Raw genomic sequence first — 16,818 nt, forward strand, 5'->3', positions numbered from 1 at the left:
CCCGGTCAGACAACCTTCGCCCTCGCGCCGTTGACGTGCGGCTCCGGTCCGGCGACGGGCCGGGCGAGCCACTCGGCGATGGTGCGCGAGATCGGCTGGCCGGTGTCCACCTCGACGAAACCGAACTGGCCCGACTGGTTGCACTCCAGGAACCACCACACGCCGTCGGCGTCCTCGACGAAGTCGAAGGCGCCGTAGGACAGTTCGGCGCCCCGCATATAGGCGAGAACCGTCTCGGCGACGCGCGGCGCGACCTCGACGGCCTCCCACGGCGCGTCCGACGTCGCGAAGCGGACGTCCACCTCGGCCTCCGTACCGGTCGCCTTGCGGGCGGCCAGCAACCGGTCGCCGACCACGGTGAGCCGGATGTCGGCCCGCTTGGCGACGCGCCGTTGCAGCAGGGTCGGTCCGAAGGCGACGGCGGAGAAGTCCGTGTCCGGGGCGACTCTGCTGGTCGGCACCGCACGCGGCGGATCCTGGGGATGCGCGCCCGACACCGGCTTCACCACCAGATCCGGGTAGCGCTCGGCGAACTCACGGGCGGCCTGCGGGAACGTCGTGATCAAAGTCGCCGGGACGGGCAGTCCGCACTGCTGGGCCAGGCGCAGCTGCCAGGGCTTGTGACGGGCCCGGCGGGCCGCGTCGGGATGGTTCATCCAGCGGGCCTCGCTGCCGCGCAGCATGCCGTACAGCGCCTGCCCGGCCTCCTCCGTCAACCAGGTCGACGGGCTGGCCGCGCGCTGCGCCGCCGCTCCCGGCCTGCGCAACCAGACCGAGCGCAACCCGGCGATGCTCACCAGACGTCCCGCGGCCGACAGATGGCCGCGGAACCTGCCGTGCACGAACTCGCCCGACAGGGACACCCCGCCGGTCAGGTCGGCGGGGTCGAGCCGGAACACCGGAACGCCGGACGCGTTCAGATGCACCACCACCATGTCCGCCGTCACATCTTCTTCGTTCGTCAGAATCAAGACTGTCATCGTCGCCGGCCTGTGTTCAGTCGTCGAAGTGAGTCTTGGAGCCCGCCGTGGACGTCGTGGTGCCCAACTCCCGCATCAAGGCGTGGTCACAGGCGGCTATGCGGCCGTCACGGAACACGTTCAACTGCATACCGGAGTCGTAGACGTACGGAGTGGTGACCTCCAACTCCGCTGCCGGCCGTGCATAGTTGAGCGCGAACGGTTGCATCGTCTCTCCCTTACAGGTGCTGCTCCGATCGAGCCTGGCCACCCGGCGGCGGCCCTCGGTCGCCGACGCCCTTTGGTTTCCACTTACTTAAACGAATCGAACGGGTGATTGGTTTCCTTACTTTCTGTAACCAACGGCGTCCGGCGGCCCCGCTTCGGGAGAGCGGCGCAGGGTACGCAGTGCCAGCAAGAGCACGCCGATGTCGTCCAGATACACCGGATCGGGCACCAGATCGGCCGGCAGAACGAAGTACAGGACGGCACCCCAGAACACCCATCGCGGCCCGGTCGGCAGCCCGGAGCGGCGCAGCAGCCGCCGCGTCCGCACGAGGCGTACCAGTACCCCGACGGCCACGGCGAGCACGACGGCCGCGAGGGTCACGACGGCGATGATCACCGCGGTGGTCGACTCCACTGACCCTCCTCCTGCCGGTGCCGCGCGTCACACGCACTGCTCTTCGGATGCCCGCTCCGGTCGCGCACATTGCATGACGACGGTCACCTGGCCGCATCGCATCACCCGTCAGGACGGAAGACGCACAAACGGGGCGGTCACCTGCCTCCTGCGCACCAGCCGCGCACCGAATACCACCCGCCCGACGCAGTAGCGGGCAGCCACGAAACGACCGCATCGGCAGTACGCCGCCGCTACCGGTCCGACGGCTCCCGCCGAGCCTCGACGCGGGTCCGGGTCGAGCTCTTGAGGCGTTCGAAGGAGCGAGTGAGTTGCTGGAGGGGGGACGGCCCCGTGGTGGCTGTCGGCTGCGGCTGCCGCTCGGGCGCGGCGTCCGCGGACTCCCGGAACGCGGCCAGCGCCGCGTGCGCCTGTTCGGCGGCCTCGCGGTACAGGTCGCGGGACTTCGTCATCGCCTCCAGGGCCTCCGCGTACATCGCCACGAGCTTGCGCTCGCGCGTGAGCTCCTCCTCCACGGTCAGCAGCCTCCAGTCCTCCCGGAGGGCGGTGAGGGCGTCCTCGCCGCCCTCCGGCAGCGGTCGCCGGAGCGCGGCGAAGCGAGTCACGGCGTGGATGAGCTCGGCCGGCTCAGTGCCGTCCAGGAAGACGCTGCGTACGGCGAATCCCTCGGCGTCGTAGTCGGCCGGGGCAGGGGCGCCGGGCAGCACCACGGCGCCACCGCGCGGCACCTGCACATCGAGGTCCCGCAGGGCCCAGTTCACGACGCGCAGCTGGCTGGGCGCGGCGCGATGCTCCACCACCCGGTGCCGCAGGCTCGGCGGCACCATCCCGGCCAGCGGCACCTGCCCGCGTTGGTCGGTGGTCATGGCCTCGTGGACGACGACATGGATGCTCCAGCCGTCCCGCGCGGCGTCCCGCAGTATCCGCCGTACGGCCTTGTCGTCGGAGGGGAGGGGGTTGATGTCCCGCAGCCGCAGGCCCGTGGCCGTGTCGTGGTCCCACGGCGAGTCCGGTTCCTGCGGCCAGAACATCGCGGCCGGCGACGGCCAGCGGGGATCCCAGGGAGCCTCGGCCTCCGCGACCAGCACCCACTCCTGTCCGCTGCCGGAGTCGCGCCGGACGGTCAGCCGGGCTCGTACGGTCACCGATCCGGCGACCCGCCATCGGGCCTCGAAGATCCAGTCCTGGGCGGCCTCGGCCTCGGGAACTTCCAGGAAGTCGTCGATCGTCCGGCTGTCCTTGAGCTGCCGCAGGGCGGTGCGGACCGCGTCCTGAGCCGCGGGACCCGGGTGGTGGCCGCGGGCCGACCACACGGTGGGAGGAGTCGAGGGGCGGGTGCTGGAGGAGCTGGGCATGGGTCCATCTATGGGCGGGGAGCACGTGCTCGTACAAGTATCGTCGTCGCAGATGGCTGCCCACTGAGCGGGGTCCGCACACGGGGTGTGTGTGATCCGCACCGGTCGGGGGGCGCTCACTCGTGGCCCGCGCCGCGTCCCGTCACCACAATGACTCGTTGAGCAGGACCCGCCCACCATCCGCATTGGGGCGGGTCCTGCTCATCCGTCCACGTCCGCTCAGTTGTGGTATGTGATGTAGCCGTTGCCGTCCCGGTCGTTCTGGGTCTTGGTGTAGGCGTGCGAGTCCGCCCCGGCGCCCGAGGGCTTGTAGAGGTAGATCGTGTCCTTGTCGTTGTTCCACATGAAGTTGCAGTTGTCGCGGTAGACGACGTTCTTCGTGTCGGAGTCGGTGCCGTTGCCGCCCCGGAGCTTCACATAGTCACCGGGCTGCAGGTAGTGGGTGGCGGTGAAGGTGAACCGGTTGCCGGCCTTGTCCTTCACGACGTAGCCCTTGAGGTTGACCGTCGTACCGGACGAGTAGTTCTTGATCGTCAGGTACTCGTCGTCGGTGTTGCCGGTCCGGCAGTTGTTGGAGTCACGGCCGGGCGCGTCGTACTGGATGCCCCGGATCTTCAGCGCGGACGAGTACTCGGTGGCCTGGGCGGGTGCGGCGGCGAGCGCGGCGAGGGTGCCGGTCACGAGCGCGGTCGTGGCGATCATGCGTATGCGCATGGAGAAACATCCCCCCTGTGTGGAGCTTCTGTGAAGATCAGGAGTGTATCCGGGCAGTACGGGCGCGGTGCCGACTTCACCGAAATGCGAGACGCGGGTACGTCAGTGCGGGTAAGCCCGTGGTGGCCGCTGACGGGGGAGCTCATCACGGAAGTCCGAGATGACCGAACTGATCTGACGCATGAGGGCCGTGTCCTCGAGCCGGTCGAGATACAGGTTGTGCCGGGCCAGGGCGGGCGCGTCGACGCAGAAGTACATGGCCATGAGCGGATTGACGAACAGTTCGCCGTCCTTGGTCCGCTCGGTGAACCGGACGTCGCCGAAGTCGCCGCGCACCGCGGCGGCGACGGATCCCTGGACGATGCTCGGGTGCTCCGGCGTGCACCGCTGGGCGTGCGCCACCGCGTCGAGATAGAGGCGCCCCTCGTCGCTGTCGCGCGGCAGCGAGAACGCGCCGAGGTAGCCGCCTTCGCGGTCCAGCGCGGCGAGATTCTCCAGCACCAGCGAGTGGTTGACCCCGTGATAGGCGTCCACCCCGAAACCGAGGCACGCCACCAGCCGTACGGCGACCTCGTCGAGCCCGGCCACCGCGGCCAGGCTCGCCATGTCCTCCTCCGGTGTGCCCAGCCCGTTCTCGTCGCCGCGCATGAGGATGTCGGTGCCGCCGTCCACCAGTACGACGGCGTCCACGCCGCCCAGATGCGCCAGCAGCGTGCGGTAGGCGTCCCTGAGGGGCCGCACGCCCGTGCGCGGGAACGCGTACACCGTGTCGGGCAGGTCCTGCCCGGCGAGCCAGCGCGCCAGCGTCCGCTCGGGGAAGTAGTCGCCGCGCGCGGCGGTGTCCGGGCGTATCGCGGCGACGTCGTGGTCCACCCACACGTCGAGGTCCAGCCCGTACAGGTCCGCGAAGGACAGGTTGGCGAGGTGGACCTCCTTGCCGGCCGCGCGCAGGGCGAGGGCCAGAGGGAGCCCGGCGTACACGTCGAAACCGCCGCCGGCGCCGGCGACGAGCACCCGCCGCGCGTCACGCAGTCGGGTCAGGAAAGGGGGCTCCAGAAGTGAGAACACCGGGGGACGCTAACAGGCGACGATCTTCGGGGGCACCGAAAAAGCCGGGAGGGCCCGGGGTGCGTGCCCCCGGGCCCTCCCGCCGCGTGCACGCCGGCGGGTTACGCGCCGCTCTCGCGGAGCATGTCCTCGCGCTCGACGAGCTTCACGCGCTCACGGCCCTGCGGCTCGCCCAGCGCCTTCTCGGCGGCGTCGAGCCTGTACCAGCCCTCCCACGTGGTGAACCGGACGTTCCGCTCGGCCAGGAAGGCGTCCACGGCCTCCGGCTCGGGCGCGGACGGCGTCTGGAGACGGCCGTTCGTGAAGTCGTCCAGCAGGTTCGCCACCGTCTCGTTGGCGTCGCCCTTGGTGTGGCCGATCAGACCCACCGGACCGCGCCGGATCCAGCCGGTGACGTATGTCGACTGAAGGTGCTCGCCGGACTCCTGTATGACCCGGCCGCCCTCGTCCGGGACCGTGCCCGACTCGAGGTCCCAGGGCAGCTTGGGGAGCTTGTCGGAGAGGTAGCCGACGGCGCGGTAGATCGCGGTGACGTCCCAGTCCTTGAACTCGCCGGTGCCCTTGACGTTGCCGGTGCCGTCCAGGGCGGTGCGCTCGGTGCGCAGGCCGACGACCTTGCCGTCCTCGCCGAGGACCTCGGAGGGCGACTCGAAGAAGTGCAGGAACAGTTTGTGCGGGCGGTCGCCGACGTCGCGGATCGCCCAGTTCTCCAGGGTCTTGGCGACCATGTCGGCCTGCTTGTTTCCGCGCCGCGTCTCGATCGAGCCCGCGTCGTAGTCGATGTCCTCGGGGTCGACGATGACCTCGATGTTGGGGGAGTGGTCCAGCTCCCGCAGCTCCATCGGGGAGAACTTCGCCTGCGCCGGGCCACGGCGGCCGAACACGTGGATCTCCAGGGCCTTGTTGGCCTTCAGACCCTCGTAGACGTTCGGCGGGATCTCCGTCGGCAGCAGCTCGTCCGCCGTCTTGGCCAGGATGCGGGCCACGTCCAGGGCGACGTTGCCGACGCCGAGCACGGCGACCTTCTCCGCCTCCAGCGGCCAGGTGCGCGGCACGTCCGGGTGGCCGTCGTACCAGGAGACGAAGTCCGCCGCGCCGTACGAGCCGTCGAGGTCGATGCCCGGGATCGGCAGCGCACGGTCGGCCGTCGCGCCGGTCGAGAAGATCACGGCGTCGTAGAACGCGCGCAGGTCGTCCAGGCTGAGGTCGCCCGGGTAGTCGACGTTTCCGAAGAGCCGGATCTGCGGCTTGTCGAGGACCTGGTGGAGGGCCGTGATGATGCCCTTGATGCGGGGGTGGTCGGGGGCGACGCCGTAACGGATCAGTCCGAACGGCGCGGGCATGCGCTCGAACAGGTCGATGGAAACGCCGGGCTCGGCGGCCACCTCGGACTTGAGCAACGCGTCGGCGGCGTAGATCCCGGCGGGGCCGGCTCCGACGATGGCTACCCGCAGGGGGCGGGGCATGATCAGGTTCCCTTCGAGAGGCGATAGATCGACTCGAACGGGAAGCCTAAACTAAGGCAAGCCTAAGTCGGTACACGGGTCCGACCTATGAGCTCATAAATCAATTCTATGGGATGTCCGCGGGTCCTCGGTTGCCGCACCGGCCTGTGGTGCGGCAACCCAGGGCTTTCCGTCAGTCGATGTGGAAGCTGTCCCCGTACACCTTCCAGTCGAGCGGTGTGTCGAGGTCGAGGTTGCCGTCGCGCAGGAACACCCGCTGGGCCGTGTCGACCCGGCTGGTGTCGCTGTGGGCCTCCTCCTGCTTCATGGCCCACACCCGCGCGTCCAGGAAGGCGTCGAGGTACGTGACCTCGTCACCGCCCTGCGCCGGCGGCCTGGCCTGGTTCAGGGCGCGCTCGCGTATGTTGCGGAAGCTGGTCGGGTCCGTGCCGTCGCCGTGCATGACGATGGCGTCGTAGTAGGCGAACTGGCCGAGCACACGCAGTCCGTCGGCCTTGCCCTGCCGCACGGCCGGGTTGAAGTACACCCGGTCGCGCTCGTCGTTCTGTGACTGCTTGAACGCCTGGTCCTGTGCGGCCCGGCCCCAGTCGCGGGGGTAGTCCGGGTCGAGGCCGTCGTGCGAGTCGGTGCCGTTGACCCGGCGCAGTGCCGGCAGATACGGGGCGAGGACGTTGCCGGGGCGGCGGTCGGAGTAGAGCTCCACGAGGTCGAGCATGTCGCCCGTGCCGGAGCAGAAGCCGATGATGCCGGCGGTGTAGCCGCGACCGTCGCCGATGTCCTCGATGTACTTGTACTGCGCCTTCCAGTCGAGTGAGGAGTTTTCCGCGCTCGACACCAGCTTCATGGCGATCTCCTTCTTCGCCGGGTCGTCGAGTCCCGCCGCGGCGCCGTGCGCGGCGGCATGGGGGGAGGTGAGGAGTGGGGCCGAGGCCAGTGACGCGCCGATCAGGGTGAGAAGCGTGCGGCGCGACGTGTGCGTGGGGTGCTTCACGGCGGCTCCAATGAGAGGTGGGGGGTGGGGAGTTGGCCGTTCCCGATACTGATAGGAAGGTTTCCTATCAGAGGTCGTGCGCACAGGGCACCGGTCGCGTCGAAGGTTCGTACCTATCTACAAGCCGCCGCGGCGGCTCAGCCGGGCACGGAAGGGGCTGCGGCAGCGGCTGCTCCGCCGGTCACGGAAGGAGCTGCGCCCCGGGCTGCGGCAGCGGCTGCTCCGCCCAGATCACCTTGCCGCCGGGCAGGTACCGCGTGCCCCAGCGCTCGGCCAGCTGGGCGACCAGGAACAGGCCGCGCCCGCCCTCGTCCGTCATGGCGGCGTAGCGCAGATGCGGCGAGGTGCTGCTGGCGTCGAAGACCTCGCAGATCAGGCTCCGGTCGCGCAGCATGCGCACCCGGATCGGGTCACCGCCGTACCGGATGGCGTTGGTGACCAGCTCGCTCAGCATCAGCTCCGTTGTGAACGACAGCTCCTCCAGGCCCCAGCGCTCCAGCGTCTCCGTCACGGCGGAGCGGACCTGGGCCACGGCCGCCGGGTCGGACGGCACGTCCCACTCGGCGACCAGGTCGGGCCCGAGTGCCCGCGTGCGCGCCACGATCAGCGCGATGTCGTCGCTCTGGCGGCCCGCGAGGCGGGCCTCCAGGACGGCCTGGCAGGTCTCCTCCGGCGTACGGCCGGTCCCGGTCAGCGCCGCGCGCAGCTGCTCCAGGCCCTCGTCGATGTCGTGGTCCCGGTCCTCCACCAGCCCGTCCGTGTACAACACGAGCCGGCTGTCCTCCGCGAGCTCCAACTCGGCCATCTCGAACGGCAGCCCGCCCAGGCCCAGCGGGGGACCGGCGGGTACGTCCGGGAACTCCACGGTCCCGTCCGGCCGGACCAGGGCCGGCGGCGGATGGCCGGCGCGCGCGATTGTGCACCGCTGGGAGACCGGGTCGTAGACCGCGTACAGACAGGTCGCGCCGGTCACCGTGGCGGTGTCGTCCTCCTGGGCCTCGTCCTGGTCGATCCGGGCGACCAACTCGTCCAGCAGTGACAGGAGCTCGTCGGGCGGCAGGTCCAGGGCGGAGAAGTTGTGCACGGCCGTGCGCAGCCGTCCCATGGTGGCCGCCGCGTGCAGCCCGTGGCCGACCACGTCTCCGACGACCAGCGCGACCCGGGCACCGGACAGCGGCAGCACGTCGAACCAGTCGCCGCCCACGCCCGCCTGCGCCGGCAGATACCGGTAGGCGATGTCCAGGGCGTTCTGCTCGGGCAGGCTGCGCGGCAGCAGGCTGCGCTGGAGCGTGACCGCCATGCTGTGCTCGCGGGTGTACCGGCGGGCGTTGTCGATGGACACCGCCGCCCGCGCGACCAGCTCCTCGGCGAGCGCCACCTCGTCGGTGTCGAACGGCTCGCCCTTCTGGGACCGCCAGAAGCTCACCACGCCCAGCAGCAGCGATCCCGCCCTGAGCGGCACCGCGATCAGCGAGTGGATGCCGAAGTCCACCACCTGCGCCGAGCGCTCCAGGTCCTGGGCACGCCAGCCCGGCGCCTGCTCAAGGCGCGGCTCGATGACGGCCTGCCCGCCCCTGAGGGCCCGGGCCTGCGGCGAGGAGTCGACGAACCGGATCTGCTCGCCCACCGGGTACAGCGGCGCGTCCTTGCGTATCCCGCTGGACGCCGTGCGCCGCAGCCGGGTCACCGCCTCCGGCTGCCCGCCGCCCAGCACGGCGTCGAACAGGTCGACGGTGACGAAGTCCGCGAACCTGGGCACCGCCAGCTCCGCAAGTTCCTCGGCGGTCCGGGTGACGTCCAGGCTGGTGCCGATGCCCACTCCGGCGTCGTACAGCATGTTCAGCCGCTCACGGGCCTCCTCGGCGCGGCCGGACAGGGCGCGCAGCTCCGTCGAGTCACGCAGTGTGGCGACGCTGCCGGAGGGGCGGCCCCTGAGGTGGGTGGGGCGCTGGTTGACCGCGAGGAGCCGGTCCTTGACCAGGTGCACCTCGTCCGTGGCCATCCGGCCGGAGTCCAGCAGCTCGGCCGTGTCGGGGGCGAGGCCGAGGTTGAGCACCTTGCGGCCCTCGGCGTCCTCGGGCAGGTCGAGCAGCCGGTGCGCCTCGTCGTTGGCGAGGAGCAGCCGGCCCTCGTCGCCGACGATGATCACGCCCTCGCGCACGGCGTGCAGAACGGCGTCGTGGTGCTCGTACATCCGGGTCATCTCGTCGGGCCCGAGACCGTGCGTCTGCCGCAGCAGCCGTCGGCTGACCAGGGCCGTGCCGGCCGTGGACAGGGCGAGCGCGGCCGCGGCGGCGGTCAGGACGAGCGGCAGCTGCCGGTCCGCCGTGCCGCCCACGGTGTCCGTCGTGATCCCCGCCGACACCAGGCCGACGACCTTCCCGTCCGGATCCTTGATCGGGACCACGGCCTGCACGAGAGGCCCGATGGTGCCCGTGATCTGCTCGGTCACCACCTTGCCCTCGAGCGCGGGCTCCAGGTTCCCGACGAAGTGCTTGCCGATCCGGTCGGGCTTGGGGTGCGTGTAGCGGATGCCGTCGGTGTTCATGACGACGATGAAGTCCACCCCGGTGGCTTCGCGCGCCGCCTCGGCCTTCGGCTGGAGCACGGCCGTGGGATCGGGGCTGTTCAGCGCCTCCCGGGTGCCCGGCGCGTTCGCGAACGCCTCGGCCACCGCGACGGAGCGGTTGCGGGCCTCCTGCGTGCTGTCGTACCGCACCTGGAGCACCAGGGCCACGACCGCGGCGACGACCAGCAGCAGCACGATCACGACCTGGAGCAGGAACACCTGCCCGGCGACGCTGCGCCCGCCGACGGCGGACCGCAGCCGGCCGAGCCGCCCCTTGCGCGGCCCCTGGGCGCCGGGATCGAACGGCATTCCCCGTTCGGGCACCACTGTGCCGCGGTCCGGCGCACGCCAGGTGCGCGGACCGCTGGGACGACGCGCCGACCGGGCCCCGGATCGACCCGATAGTCGGACCATGTGCCCATGTCTACACTGCCGCGCCCCCAGAGGCGAGACACGTCACGGACCGTGACGGTGGCTGTTTGCTCTCCCACCCGACGATCACCGCAGTCATCCACCGAAACCGGGCAACTCCCGCCCCCGGCACAGCAGATACGACGCCGCCGGCACCGGGATCCGGAAGCTCGTGCCTCACTTCCGGCGCAGCGGTGTGGCGCGCCGGGTGGCGAGCAGCAGCGCGATGTCGTCGGGGCGGTCCGTCATGTGCCGGGCCGTGGCGGTGAGCCGGTCGGCCAGACTCGCCAGTGAGCGCCCTCCCGGGCGGGCACCGGGGCCGCCGGCCCTGGCCAGCGCGACCCGCAGCGCGCTGATGCCGTCGTCGATGTCGACACCGGGCCGCTCTACCAGCCCGTCCGTGTACAGCGCCAGCACGGCACCGGGCTCCATCCGCAGCTCGGCGACCGGGTACGTGGCCTGCGGGTCGACGCCGAGCACGACCCCGCCCGGCAGGTCCACGAGATGGGTACGGCCGTCGGGGCGGCGCAGCAGCGGGCGCGGGTGCCCGGCGACGGCGGCCTGCGCGACACCGGTCGCCGGGTCGAGGCGGATGTAGCAGCAGCTCGCGAACAGACCGGCGTCGAGGTCGATGAGCAGGTGGTTGGTGCCGCTCATGACCTCGTCGGGCGGCCGGTCGCCGAGGGCGAAGGCGCGCACGGCGCTGCGCAGCTGGCCCATGGTGGCCGCCGCCTGTACGCCGTGCCCCTGCACATCGCCGATGACCAGCGCCAACGCGTCCCCGGCGGGTACGACGTCGTACCAGTCGCCGCCCACCTCCATGCCCTGCGTACCCGGCAGATAGCGTCCGGCGGTCTCCAGCAGCGGGTGCTCCGACAGCCGCCGCGGCAGCAGTGCCTGCTGGAGCCCGCGGGCCAGCGCGGCCTCGCTCTCGTAGCGCTGCGCCTTCTCCAGGGCGTGTGCGATCAGCCCGGCCATGGCCGTGAGCACCGCACGCTCCTCGCTGCTGAAGCTGCGCGGCCGGTCGAAGCCGAGGATGCAGGAGCCGACGGGGCGGCCGGAGGCGATCAGCGGCAGAAAGGCGCGGGCGCCCTCCGTCGCGTCCAGCGCGATGCCCGGGTAGGCGTCGGAGAGCTGCTGCATCGAGTCGAAGAACAGCGGGCGCCCGGTCGTCAGCGTCTCGACACCCGGCAGCCCCTCGTCGAGCCCCACACCGTCGAACGGGGCGAGGAACCCCTTGGGGAAGCCCGTCTCCCAGGCCAGGTACAGATGCCGCTCCTGGAGCAGATAGATGGCGAGCCGACGGCCGCCGAACGCGGGCAGCAGCTCCCGCATCACCACGGCGGACACCTGCCGGGGCGTGACGGCCTCCGTCAGTGCGATGGCGAGGACGATCGGGCGGTACAGGGGAGCGAGCGAGGACGCCCCGGCGGGCTCCTGGGCGCCGTGCGCGTCCAGGAGGTCGGAGGGAGTGTCCGTCCCGCCGTGCCCCGGGCGGATCGTGCAGGTCAGCAGGTCCGGGCCGGGGTACACCGACAGCGCGAGCAGTTCCTCGCTGAAGGTGCGGGCGGCGGTCTCCCGCTCGGGGTCGGGCGGTCTGCGGACGTGGAAGTGCACCGGATCCGGAGACAGCAGAGCGACCCGCAGATGGTCCTCGACGGCGGGCTGGTTCAGCCACGGCACGCTCTCCCACAGGGTCCGGCCCAGCAGTTCGCCGCGCGGCCGGCGCAGCAGCTTCGCCGCGTGCGGATTGGCGTAGACGACCGAGCCCAGCCGGTCCAGGCAGAACACTCCGTCCGGCAGCTGATCGGCCGCCACGTCCGCCACCGCGCTCGCCCCCGGGTCCAGGACGACACCGCGTACGGGCGACGGCGCGAAGGGTGCGGCGTCCTCGTACGGCCCCCAGACCTCGACCAGCCGCAGCGCGTCGTTGGCCGCGCGCACGTACAGCGGCAGGGCCGGTGGCCGGCCGCCCGCCGCCTCCCGCAGCGCGGCCAGGATCCGGTCCGTGTCGCCCGGGGCGACGGCCTCCGCGAACTCCTCCACGGTGGCGTGCGCCTCCCCGGGAGCGGCGCCGAGGACGACGTTCAGCCGCTCCTCCGCGGTCACGACGTTCGTCTCCGGATCCCAGGCGAACCGGCCAAGATAGCCCGAGGGACGACGCCTGGCCGGAGGCCTGACGCACAGCGGCCCCCCGTCCCAGTTCACCGCGTCGGCGTCCCCGTCCTCCAGGGTCCGCAGCGCCGACCCCAGCTCCTTCGCGAGCTGGGACATGCGCTCGCGCACGGGCAGCAGCTCCGTGGCGTCGCCCGCCGAGGGCCGCAGCACCGTGAGGACGCCGAAGACCGATGATCCGCCGGTGACGGGGACGTACAGCGAGCCGAACTGGAACGGCAGACCGGCGGCGAACTGGGGATAGCGGCGCATCGTCTCCGTCGCGTTCGGCAGCACCACGTCGACGCCCAGCCGGTAGGCGTCCGCGACGGGGAACGGCCGGTCCACATGCAACCGCCACCACGGCCGGAACAGCGGCCCCGGCAGCCCCTCCAGCACCGCCAGCCGGAGCAGTCCGGGCGTGCCCGAGCGCAGGTAGACCCCTCCCGCGTGCCCGCCGGCCGCGCTGATCGCCTCCGCCGAGGCATCGATCAGCAGCGCCGCAAGCCCGCCGGGCGTCCGCTCTGCGCCCTCGGCGCTCCCAGTCATCGGCCCTACCTCGTCCGTACGCCGTCACGCGCGCGACACAGCAAGAATGCGCCACGACGCCCCCCGCTCGCACCTGGGCGGCAGAATCCGTCGCACTCGACCACCGGGCCGGGCGAGGCCGCAGCACGGCGGAACCCGGAGCCCACGGGCCGGGAGCCGGCCTCGGACCAGCCCCTGGACCGGCGATCGGATGAGCGAGGACTTTCGGCCAACGGCGTTTCCCGGAGCGGGGAACGGAGCCGAAACCGTGCGACGGACCGACCCGTTGTCCGTGCGAGGCCCGAGGCTGTCCGGAAGACTCGGGAACGGGCTCGGCGGGCTCGGTACAGGCAGGAGAGCAGACCCATGGAGTACTACGACCTCGGCACGCACACCCGCTCCGTCACCACGTCCTCCGACCGGGCCCAGCTCTGGTTCAACCGTGGGCTGGTCTGGACGTACGCCTTCCATCACGAGGAGGCCGTCGCCTGCTTCGAGGCAGCCACCGCGGCCGACCCCGACTGCGCCATGGCGCACTGGGGCATCGCCTACGCGCTGGGGCCGAACTACAACAAACCCTGGGAGTTCTTCGACGACCAGGACCTCTCGCGCACCGTCGACCGCACCCACGCCGCCGTGGAGCTGGCCCACGAGAAGGCGGCGAACGCCACGCCCGTCGAGCGGGCCCTGATCGCCGCGCTGCGCGCCCGCTACCCGCAGGCCAAGGCGGTGGAGGACTGCTCGATCTGGAACGCCCCCTACGCCGACAGCATGCGCACGGTCTACGAGCTCGCGCCCGACGACCTCGACATCGCCACTCTGTACGCCGACGCCCTGATGAACCTCACGCCGTGGCAGCTGTGGGATCTGAGGACCGGGGAACCGGCCGCGGGAGCCCGCACCCGGGAGGCCAAGGCGGTGCTCGACCGCGCCCTCGCCACCGCCGCCGGGCGCGACCACCCGGGGGTGGTCCACATGTACGTCCACCTCATGGAGATGTCCCCGACCCCGGAGGCGGCCCTGACCGTCGCCGACCGGCTGCGCGGACTGGTGCCCGACGCCGGGCACCTCAACCACATGCCCTCGCACCTGGAGGTGCTGTGCGGCGACTACCGCCGGGTGGTCTCCGACAACACCGCCGCCATCAGGGCCGACGAGAAGTACCACGCCCGCGCCGGGGCGATGAACTTCTACACCCTGTACCGCTCGCACAACTATCACTTCAAGATCTACGGCGCGATGTTCCTCGGTCAGTCCGAGGTCGCCCTGGAGGCCGCCGCACAGCTGGAGGCGTCCATCCCCGAGGACCTGCTGCGGGTGCCGAGCCCGCCCATGGCCGACTGGCTGGAGGGCTTCCTCGCCATGCGCGTCCATGTGCTGATCCGCTTCGGCCGCTGGACCGACATCCTGGCGCTGCCGCTGCCCGCCGACCCGGAGCTGTACTGCACGACGACCGCGATGCTGCACTACGCCCGCGGCGTCGCCCTCTCCGCCACCCACCGCGTCCCGGAGGCGGAGGCGGAACGCGAGCTCTTCCGGGCGGCGGTCGCCCGGGTCCCCGAGACCCGCATGCTGTTCAACAACACCTGCGCCGACATCCTCGCCATCGCCTCGGCGATGCTCGACGGCGAGCTGGAGTACCGCAAGGGCCACCACGACGCCGCATTCGCCGCGCTGGAACGCTCCATCGACCTGGACGACAACCTTCCCTACGACGAACCCTGGGGCTGGATGCAGCCCACCCGGCACGCCTACGGCGCCCTCCTGCTCGAACAGGGACGCGTCGAGGAGGCCGAGGCCGTCTACCGTGCCGACCTCGGTCTGGACGGCACCCTTCCGCGCCCCCTCCAGCACCCCGGCAACGTCTGGTCCCTGCACGGCCTGCACGAGTGCCTGATGCGTCTGGGCCGGACCGGGGAGGCACAGATGCTGGCGCAGCAGCTGCGTCTCGCCACCGCGATGGCGGACGTCCCCATCGAGGCGTCCTGCTTCTGCCGACTGGACACGACCGCCCGAGGGGCCGCGGAGGACGGCTGCTGCGCGGAGTGACAGCGCGCCGGGTCAGCGCATCCCGCGTGTGCCGGGCAGGGGCTGTTCGAACCAGACCACCTTGCCCGTGCTCACCCTCGTCGCGCCCCAGCGCTGAGCCAGCTGGTCGACCAGGAACAGCCCCCGGCCGCCCTCGTCGCTCAGCCGGGCGTGCCGCATCCTCGGCACCACCGTGGAGTCGTCGCCCACCTCGCAGCGCAGCACGTCCGTGTGGAGCAGCCGCAGGGTGATCGGCCGGGTGGCGAACCGCACCGCGTTCGCCACCACCTCGCCGACCAGCAGCTCGGTGGTCTCCACCAGGGAGTCGAGACCCCATTCGGCGAGCGTACGGCGGGTCAGCCGACGGGCCTGACCGGCGGTCTGCGGGCGAGGCGCCATGTACCAATAGGCGACGGTCTCCGGCAGGATGCCCTCGAACCGGGCGGCCAGCAGCGCGATGTCGTCGTCGCGCTCCCTCGATCCCAGCGTGCCGAGGGCCTCGTCGCACAGCGTCTCCAGTGACAGGGGAGCGGACCCGCGGGCGGCCGCCGTGCGCAGCCGGTCGCACAGCTGCTCCACCCCGGTCACGACGTCCGAGTCACGGGACTCGACCAGGCCGTCGGTGTACAGCAGCAGCGTCGCCCCGGCCGGCGCGTGTGTCTCGACGGAGACGAAGCCGCCGCTGCCGACGCCGATCGGCGCTCCGGGCGGGGCGTCGAGGACCTCGACCCCGCCGTCCGGACGCAGCAGCACCGGCGGCAGATGGCCGGCGTTGGACACCAGCAGCCGCTGCAGCACGGGGTCGTAGAGGGCGTACAGGCAGGTCGCCGTGTGCTCGCTGCCCAGCCGGCCCGCCTGGTCGTCGAGGTGGTGCAGCACCTCGTCCGGGGGCAGGTCGAGACCGGCCAGGGTCTGCACGCTGGTGCGCAGCTGGCCCATGATCGCGGCCGAGGTCATGGAGTGGCCCATGACATCGCCGATGACCAGGGCGACACGGTTGCCCGGCAGCGGGATCGCGTCGTACCAGTCGCCGCCGACCTGAGCCGTGCGCGAGGACGGCAGATAGCGGCTGGCAAGCCGGACGCCGGGCGGCTCCGGCAGGGACGGCGGGAGCATCGTGCGTTGCAGGGTGTTCGCGACGGCGGCCTCACGCTCGTACAGCATCGCCTTCTCCAGGCCGAGCGCGGTGTGCGTGGCGAGCTGGGAGGCGACGAGCAGATCGTCGGCGATGAAGTTCTCCCGGTCGGGTTCGCGGGTGAGCAGGACGCTGCCCAGGGCGTGGGTGCGGCCGTGCAGCGGGGCGAGGATCAGGCGTTGCCCGGGAGAGGGCGCCGGGGACGTGTCCGCCGTGCCCAGCAGTTCGGCGGCCGCGGAGGCGACGCCCGGAGTGTCGCCCAGGACCGGCCGTCCGTCCCTGAGCAGTCCGGCGAGCGGGCTTCCGGGAACCGGGCGCACGGACTCCGTGGCCGGGAGGTCGTGCGGGTCGGTCGGGGGCGGCTCGGCGGCCGGAGCGTCGGGGTCCCGGCGTTCGGAGCGGTCCGTGCAGTGCAGGCGCAGGACGCCGGGCTCGGCGGCGGTCTCCTCGCCGACCGGCAGCGGGGCGTAGAGGTGGATGAACACCCGGTCGGCGAAGGCCGGAACGGCCGCCCGGCACAGTTCCCACAGGGTCTCGTCGAGGTTCATACCGCGGGCGATCCGGCGGGTCGCGGCGTCGAGGTAGCGCAGCCGGTCGGTGAGCGGCTCGGCGAGGTCCGGTCCGTCGCCGGGCGGGGCCGGGGGAGGAGTCTTCGCGGAACGGGGTGACGGATCGGGGCGCTGCGGCCGGTGTGCGGGCGCGGCACGTCCCCGCATGCCGGGTGTCTGCTCCCGGATGCCGTCACCACCTCCGAGCTGCTTCGCCATGCCCGTCCTTGTGTCTGCCCTTCCGGCTGT

12 protein-coding genes are annotated in these 16,818 nt (G+C 71.7%); 1 reads left to right on the forward strand and 11 read right to left on the reverse strand.

Annotated features, from left to right (window positions below; genetic code table 11):
- Nucleotides 1–5 precede the first annotated feature (5 nt).
- The 10 genes from tgmB to ACFPQ9_RS40895 form a co-directional block, all read right to left on the reverse strand.
- Complete coding sequence (gene tgmB / locus ACFPQ9_RS40850; protein WP_380864708.1) at nt 6–980, reverse strand: ATP-grasp ribosomal peptide maturase; 975 nt, start codon at nt 978–980, stop codon at nt 6–8.
- A 16-nt stretch (nt 981–996) separates the two neighbouring features.
- Nucleotides 997–1,188: a putative ATP-grasp-modified RiPP gene (gene tgmA / locus ACFPQ9_RS40855; protein WP_380864709.1), complete on the reverse strand. Its 192-nt coding sequence runs from the start codon at nt 1,186–1,188 to the stop codon at nt 997–999.
- A gap of 117 nt (nt 1,189–1,305) precedes the next feature.
- Nucleotides 1,306–1,602 (reverse strand): DUF1232 domain-containing protein, encoded by a 297-nt coding sequence (locus tag ACFPQ9_RS40860; RefSeq protein WP_380864711.1) that lies wholly within the window; start codon nt 1,600–1,602, stop codon nt 1,306–1,308.
- A gap of 233 nt (nt 1,603–1,835) precedes the next feature.
- Nucleotides 1,836–2,957 carry a hypothetical protein gene (locus tag ACFPQ9_RS40865; RefSeq protein WP_380864712.1) on the reverse strand — a complete coding sequence of 374 codons (1,122 nt, stop codon included), beginning with the start codon at nt 2,955–2,957 and terminating at the stop codon, nt 1,836–1,838.
- A 219-nt stretch (nt 2,958–3,176) separates the two neighbouring features.
- Complete coding sequence (locus ACFPQ9_RS40870; protein ID WP_380864714.1) at nt 3,177–3,671, reverse strand: lamin tail domain-containing protein; 495 nt, start codon at nt 3,669–3,671, stop codon at nt 3,177–3,179.
- Between the two features lie 102 nt (nt 3,672–3,773).
- Nucleotides 3,774–4,739, reverse strand: coding sequence for a DUF1152 domain-containing protein (locus ACFPQ9_RS40875; protein ID WP_380864716.1), 966 nt, complete (start codon nt 4,737–4,739; stop codon nt 3,774–3,776).
- A 101-nt stretch (nt 4,740–4,840) separates the two neighbouring features.
- A complete protein-coding gene (locus ACFPQ9_RS40880; protein WP_380864717.1) occupies nt 4,841–6,205 on the reverse strand; it encodes an FAD-dependent oxidoreductase in 1,365 nt (454 codons plus the stop codon).
- 172 nt (nt 6,206–6,377) lie between these two features.
- Nucleotides 6,378–7,196 (reverse strand): chitosanase, encoded by an 819-nt coding sequence (locus tag ACFPQ9_RS40885; protein WP_380864718.1) that lies wholly within the window; start codon nt 7,194–7,196, stop codon nt 6,378–6,380.
- A 181-nt stretch (nt 7,197–7,377) separates the two neighbouring features.
- Entirely contained in the window at nt 7,378–10,074 is a 2,697-nt protein-coding gene (locus tag ACFPQ9_RS40890) for a SpoIIE family protein phosphatase (RefSeq protein ID WP_380864720.1), read from the reverse strand.
- A 279-nt stretch (nt 10,075–10,353) separates the two neighbouring features.
- Complete coding sequence (locus ACFPQ9_RS40895; RefSeq protein ID WP_380864722.1) at nt 10,354–12,879, reverse strand: SpoIIE family protein phosphatase; 2,526 nt, start codon at nt 12,877–12,879, stop codon at nt 10,354–10,356.
- 345 nt (nt 12,880–13,224) lie between these two features.
- Here ACFPQ9_RS40895 and ACFPQ9_RS40900 point away from each other — a divergent pair, with 345 nt between their 5' ends.
- Nucleotides 13,225–14,907: a tetratricopeptide repeat protein gene (locus ACFPQ9_RS40900; RefSeq protein ID WP_380864723.1), complete on the forward strand. Its 1,683-nt coding sequence runs from the start codon at nt 13,225–13,227 to the stop codon at nt 14,905–14,907.
- 12 nt (nt 14,908–14,919) lie between these two features.
- Here the strand turns inward: ACFPQ9_RS40900 and ACFPQ9_RS40905 are convergent, their stop codons facing one another.
- On the reverse strand, nt 14,920–16,788 hold the full coding sequence (locus ACFPQ9_RS40905) for an ATP-binding SpoIIE family protein phosphatase (RefSeq protein ID WP_380864725.1): 1,869 nt from the start codon (nt 16,786–16,788) through the stop codon (nt 14,920–14,922).
- Nucleotides 16,789–16,818 lie beyond the last annotated feature (30 nt).

The sequence above is a fragment of the Streptomyces coerulescens genome (genome assembly GCF_042657965.1).
In the GTDB taxonomy this organism is placed as follows: Bacteria; Actinomycetota; Actinomycetes; order Streptomycetales; family Streptomycetaceae; genus Streptomyces; species Streptomyces coerulescens.

What these genes read in the sequence shown, in the direction of transcription:
- tgmB (WP_380864708.1), bottom strand. Translation starts at nt 980, where the DNA reads ATGACAGTCTTGATTCTGACGAACGAAGAAGATGTGACGGCGGACATG.
- tgmA (WP_380864709.1), bottom strand. Translation starts at nt 1,188, where the DNA reads ATGCAACCGTTCGCGCTCAACTATGCACGGCCGGCAGCGGAGTTGGAG.
- ACFPQ9_RS40865 (WP_380864712.1), bottom strand. Translation starts at nt 2,957, where the DNA reads ATGCCCAGCTCCTCCAGCACCCGCCCCTCGACTCCTCCCACCGTGTGG.
- ACFPQ9_RS40870 (WP_380864714.1), bottom strand. Translation starts at nt 3,671, where the DNA reads ATGCGCATACGCATGATCGCCACGACCGCGCTCGTGACCGGCACCCTC.
- ACFPQ9_RS40880 (WP_380864717.1), bottom strand. Translation starts at nt 6,205, where the DNA reads ATGCCCCGCCCCCTGCGGGTAGCCATCGTCGGAGCCGGCCCCGCCGGG.
- ACFPQ9_RS40890 (WP_380864720.1), bottom strand. Translation starts at nt 10,074, where the DNA reads ATGCCGTTCGATCCCGGCGCCCAGGGGCCGCGCAAGGGGCGGCTCGGC.
- ACFPQ9_RS40895 (WP_380864722.1), bottom strand. Translation starts at nt 12,879, where the DNA reads ATGACTGGGAGCGCCGAGGGCGCAGAGCGGACGCCCGGCGGGCTTGCG.
- ACFPQ9_RS40900 (WP_380864723.1), top strand. Translation starts at nt 13,225, where the DNA reads ATGGAGTACTACGACCTCGGCACGCACACCCGCTCCGTCACCACGTCC.
- ACFPQ9_RS40905 (WP_380864725.1), bottom strand. Translation starts at nt 16,788, where the DNA reads ATGGCGAAGCAGCTCGGAGGTGGTGACGGCATCCGGGAGCAGACACCC.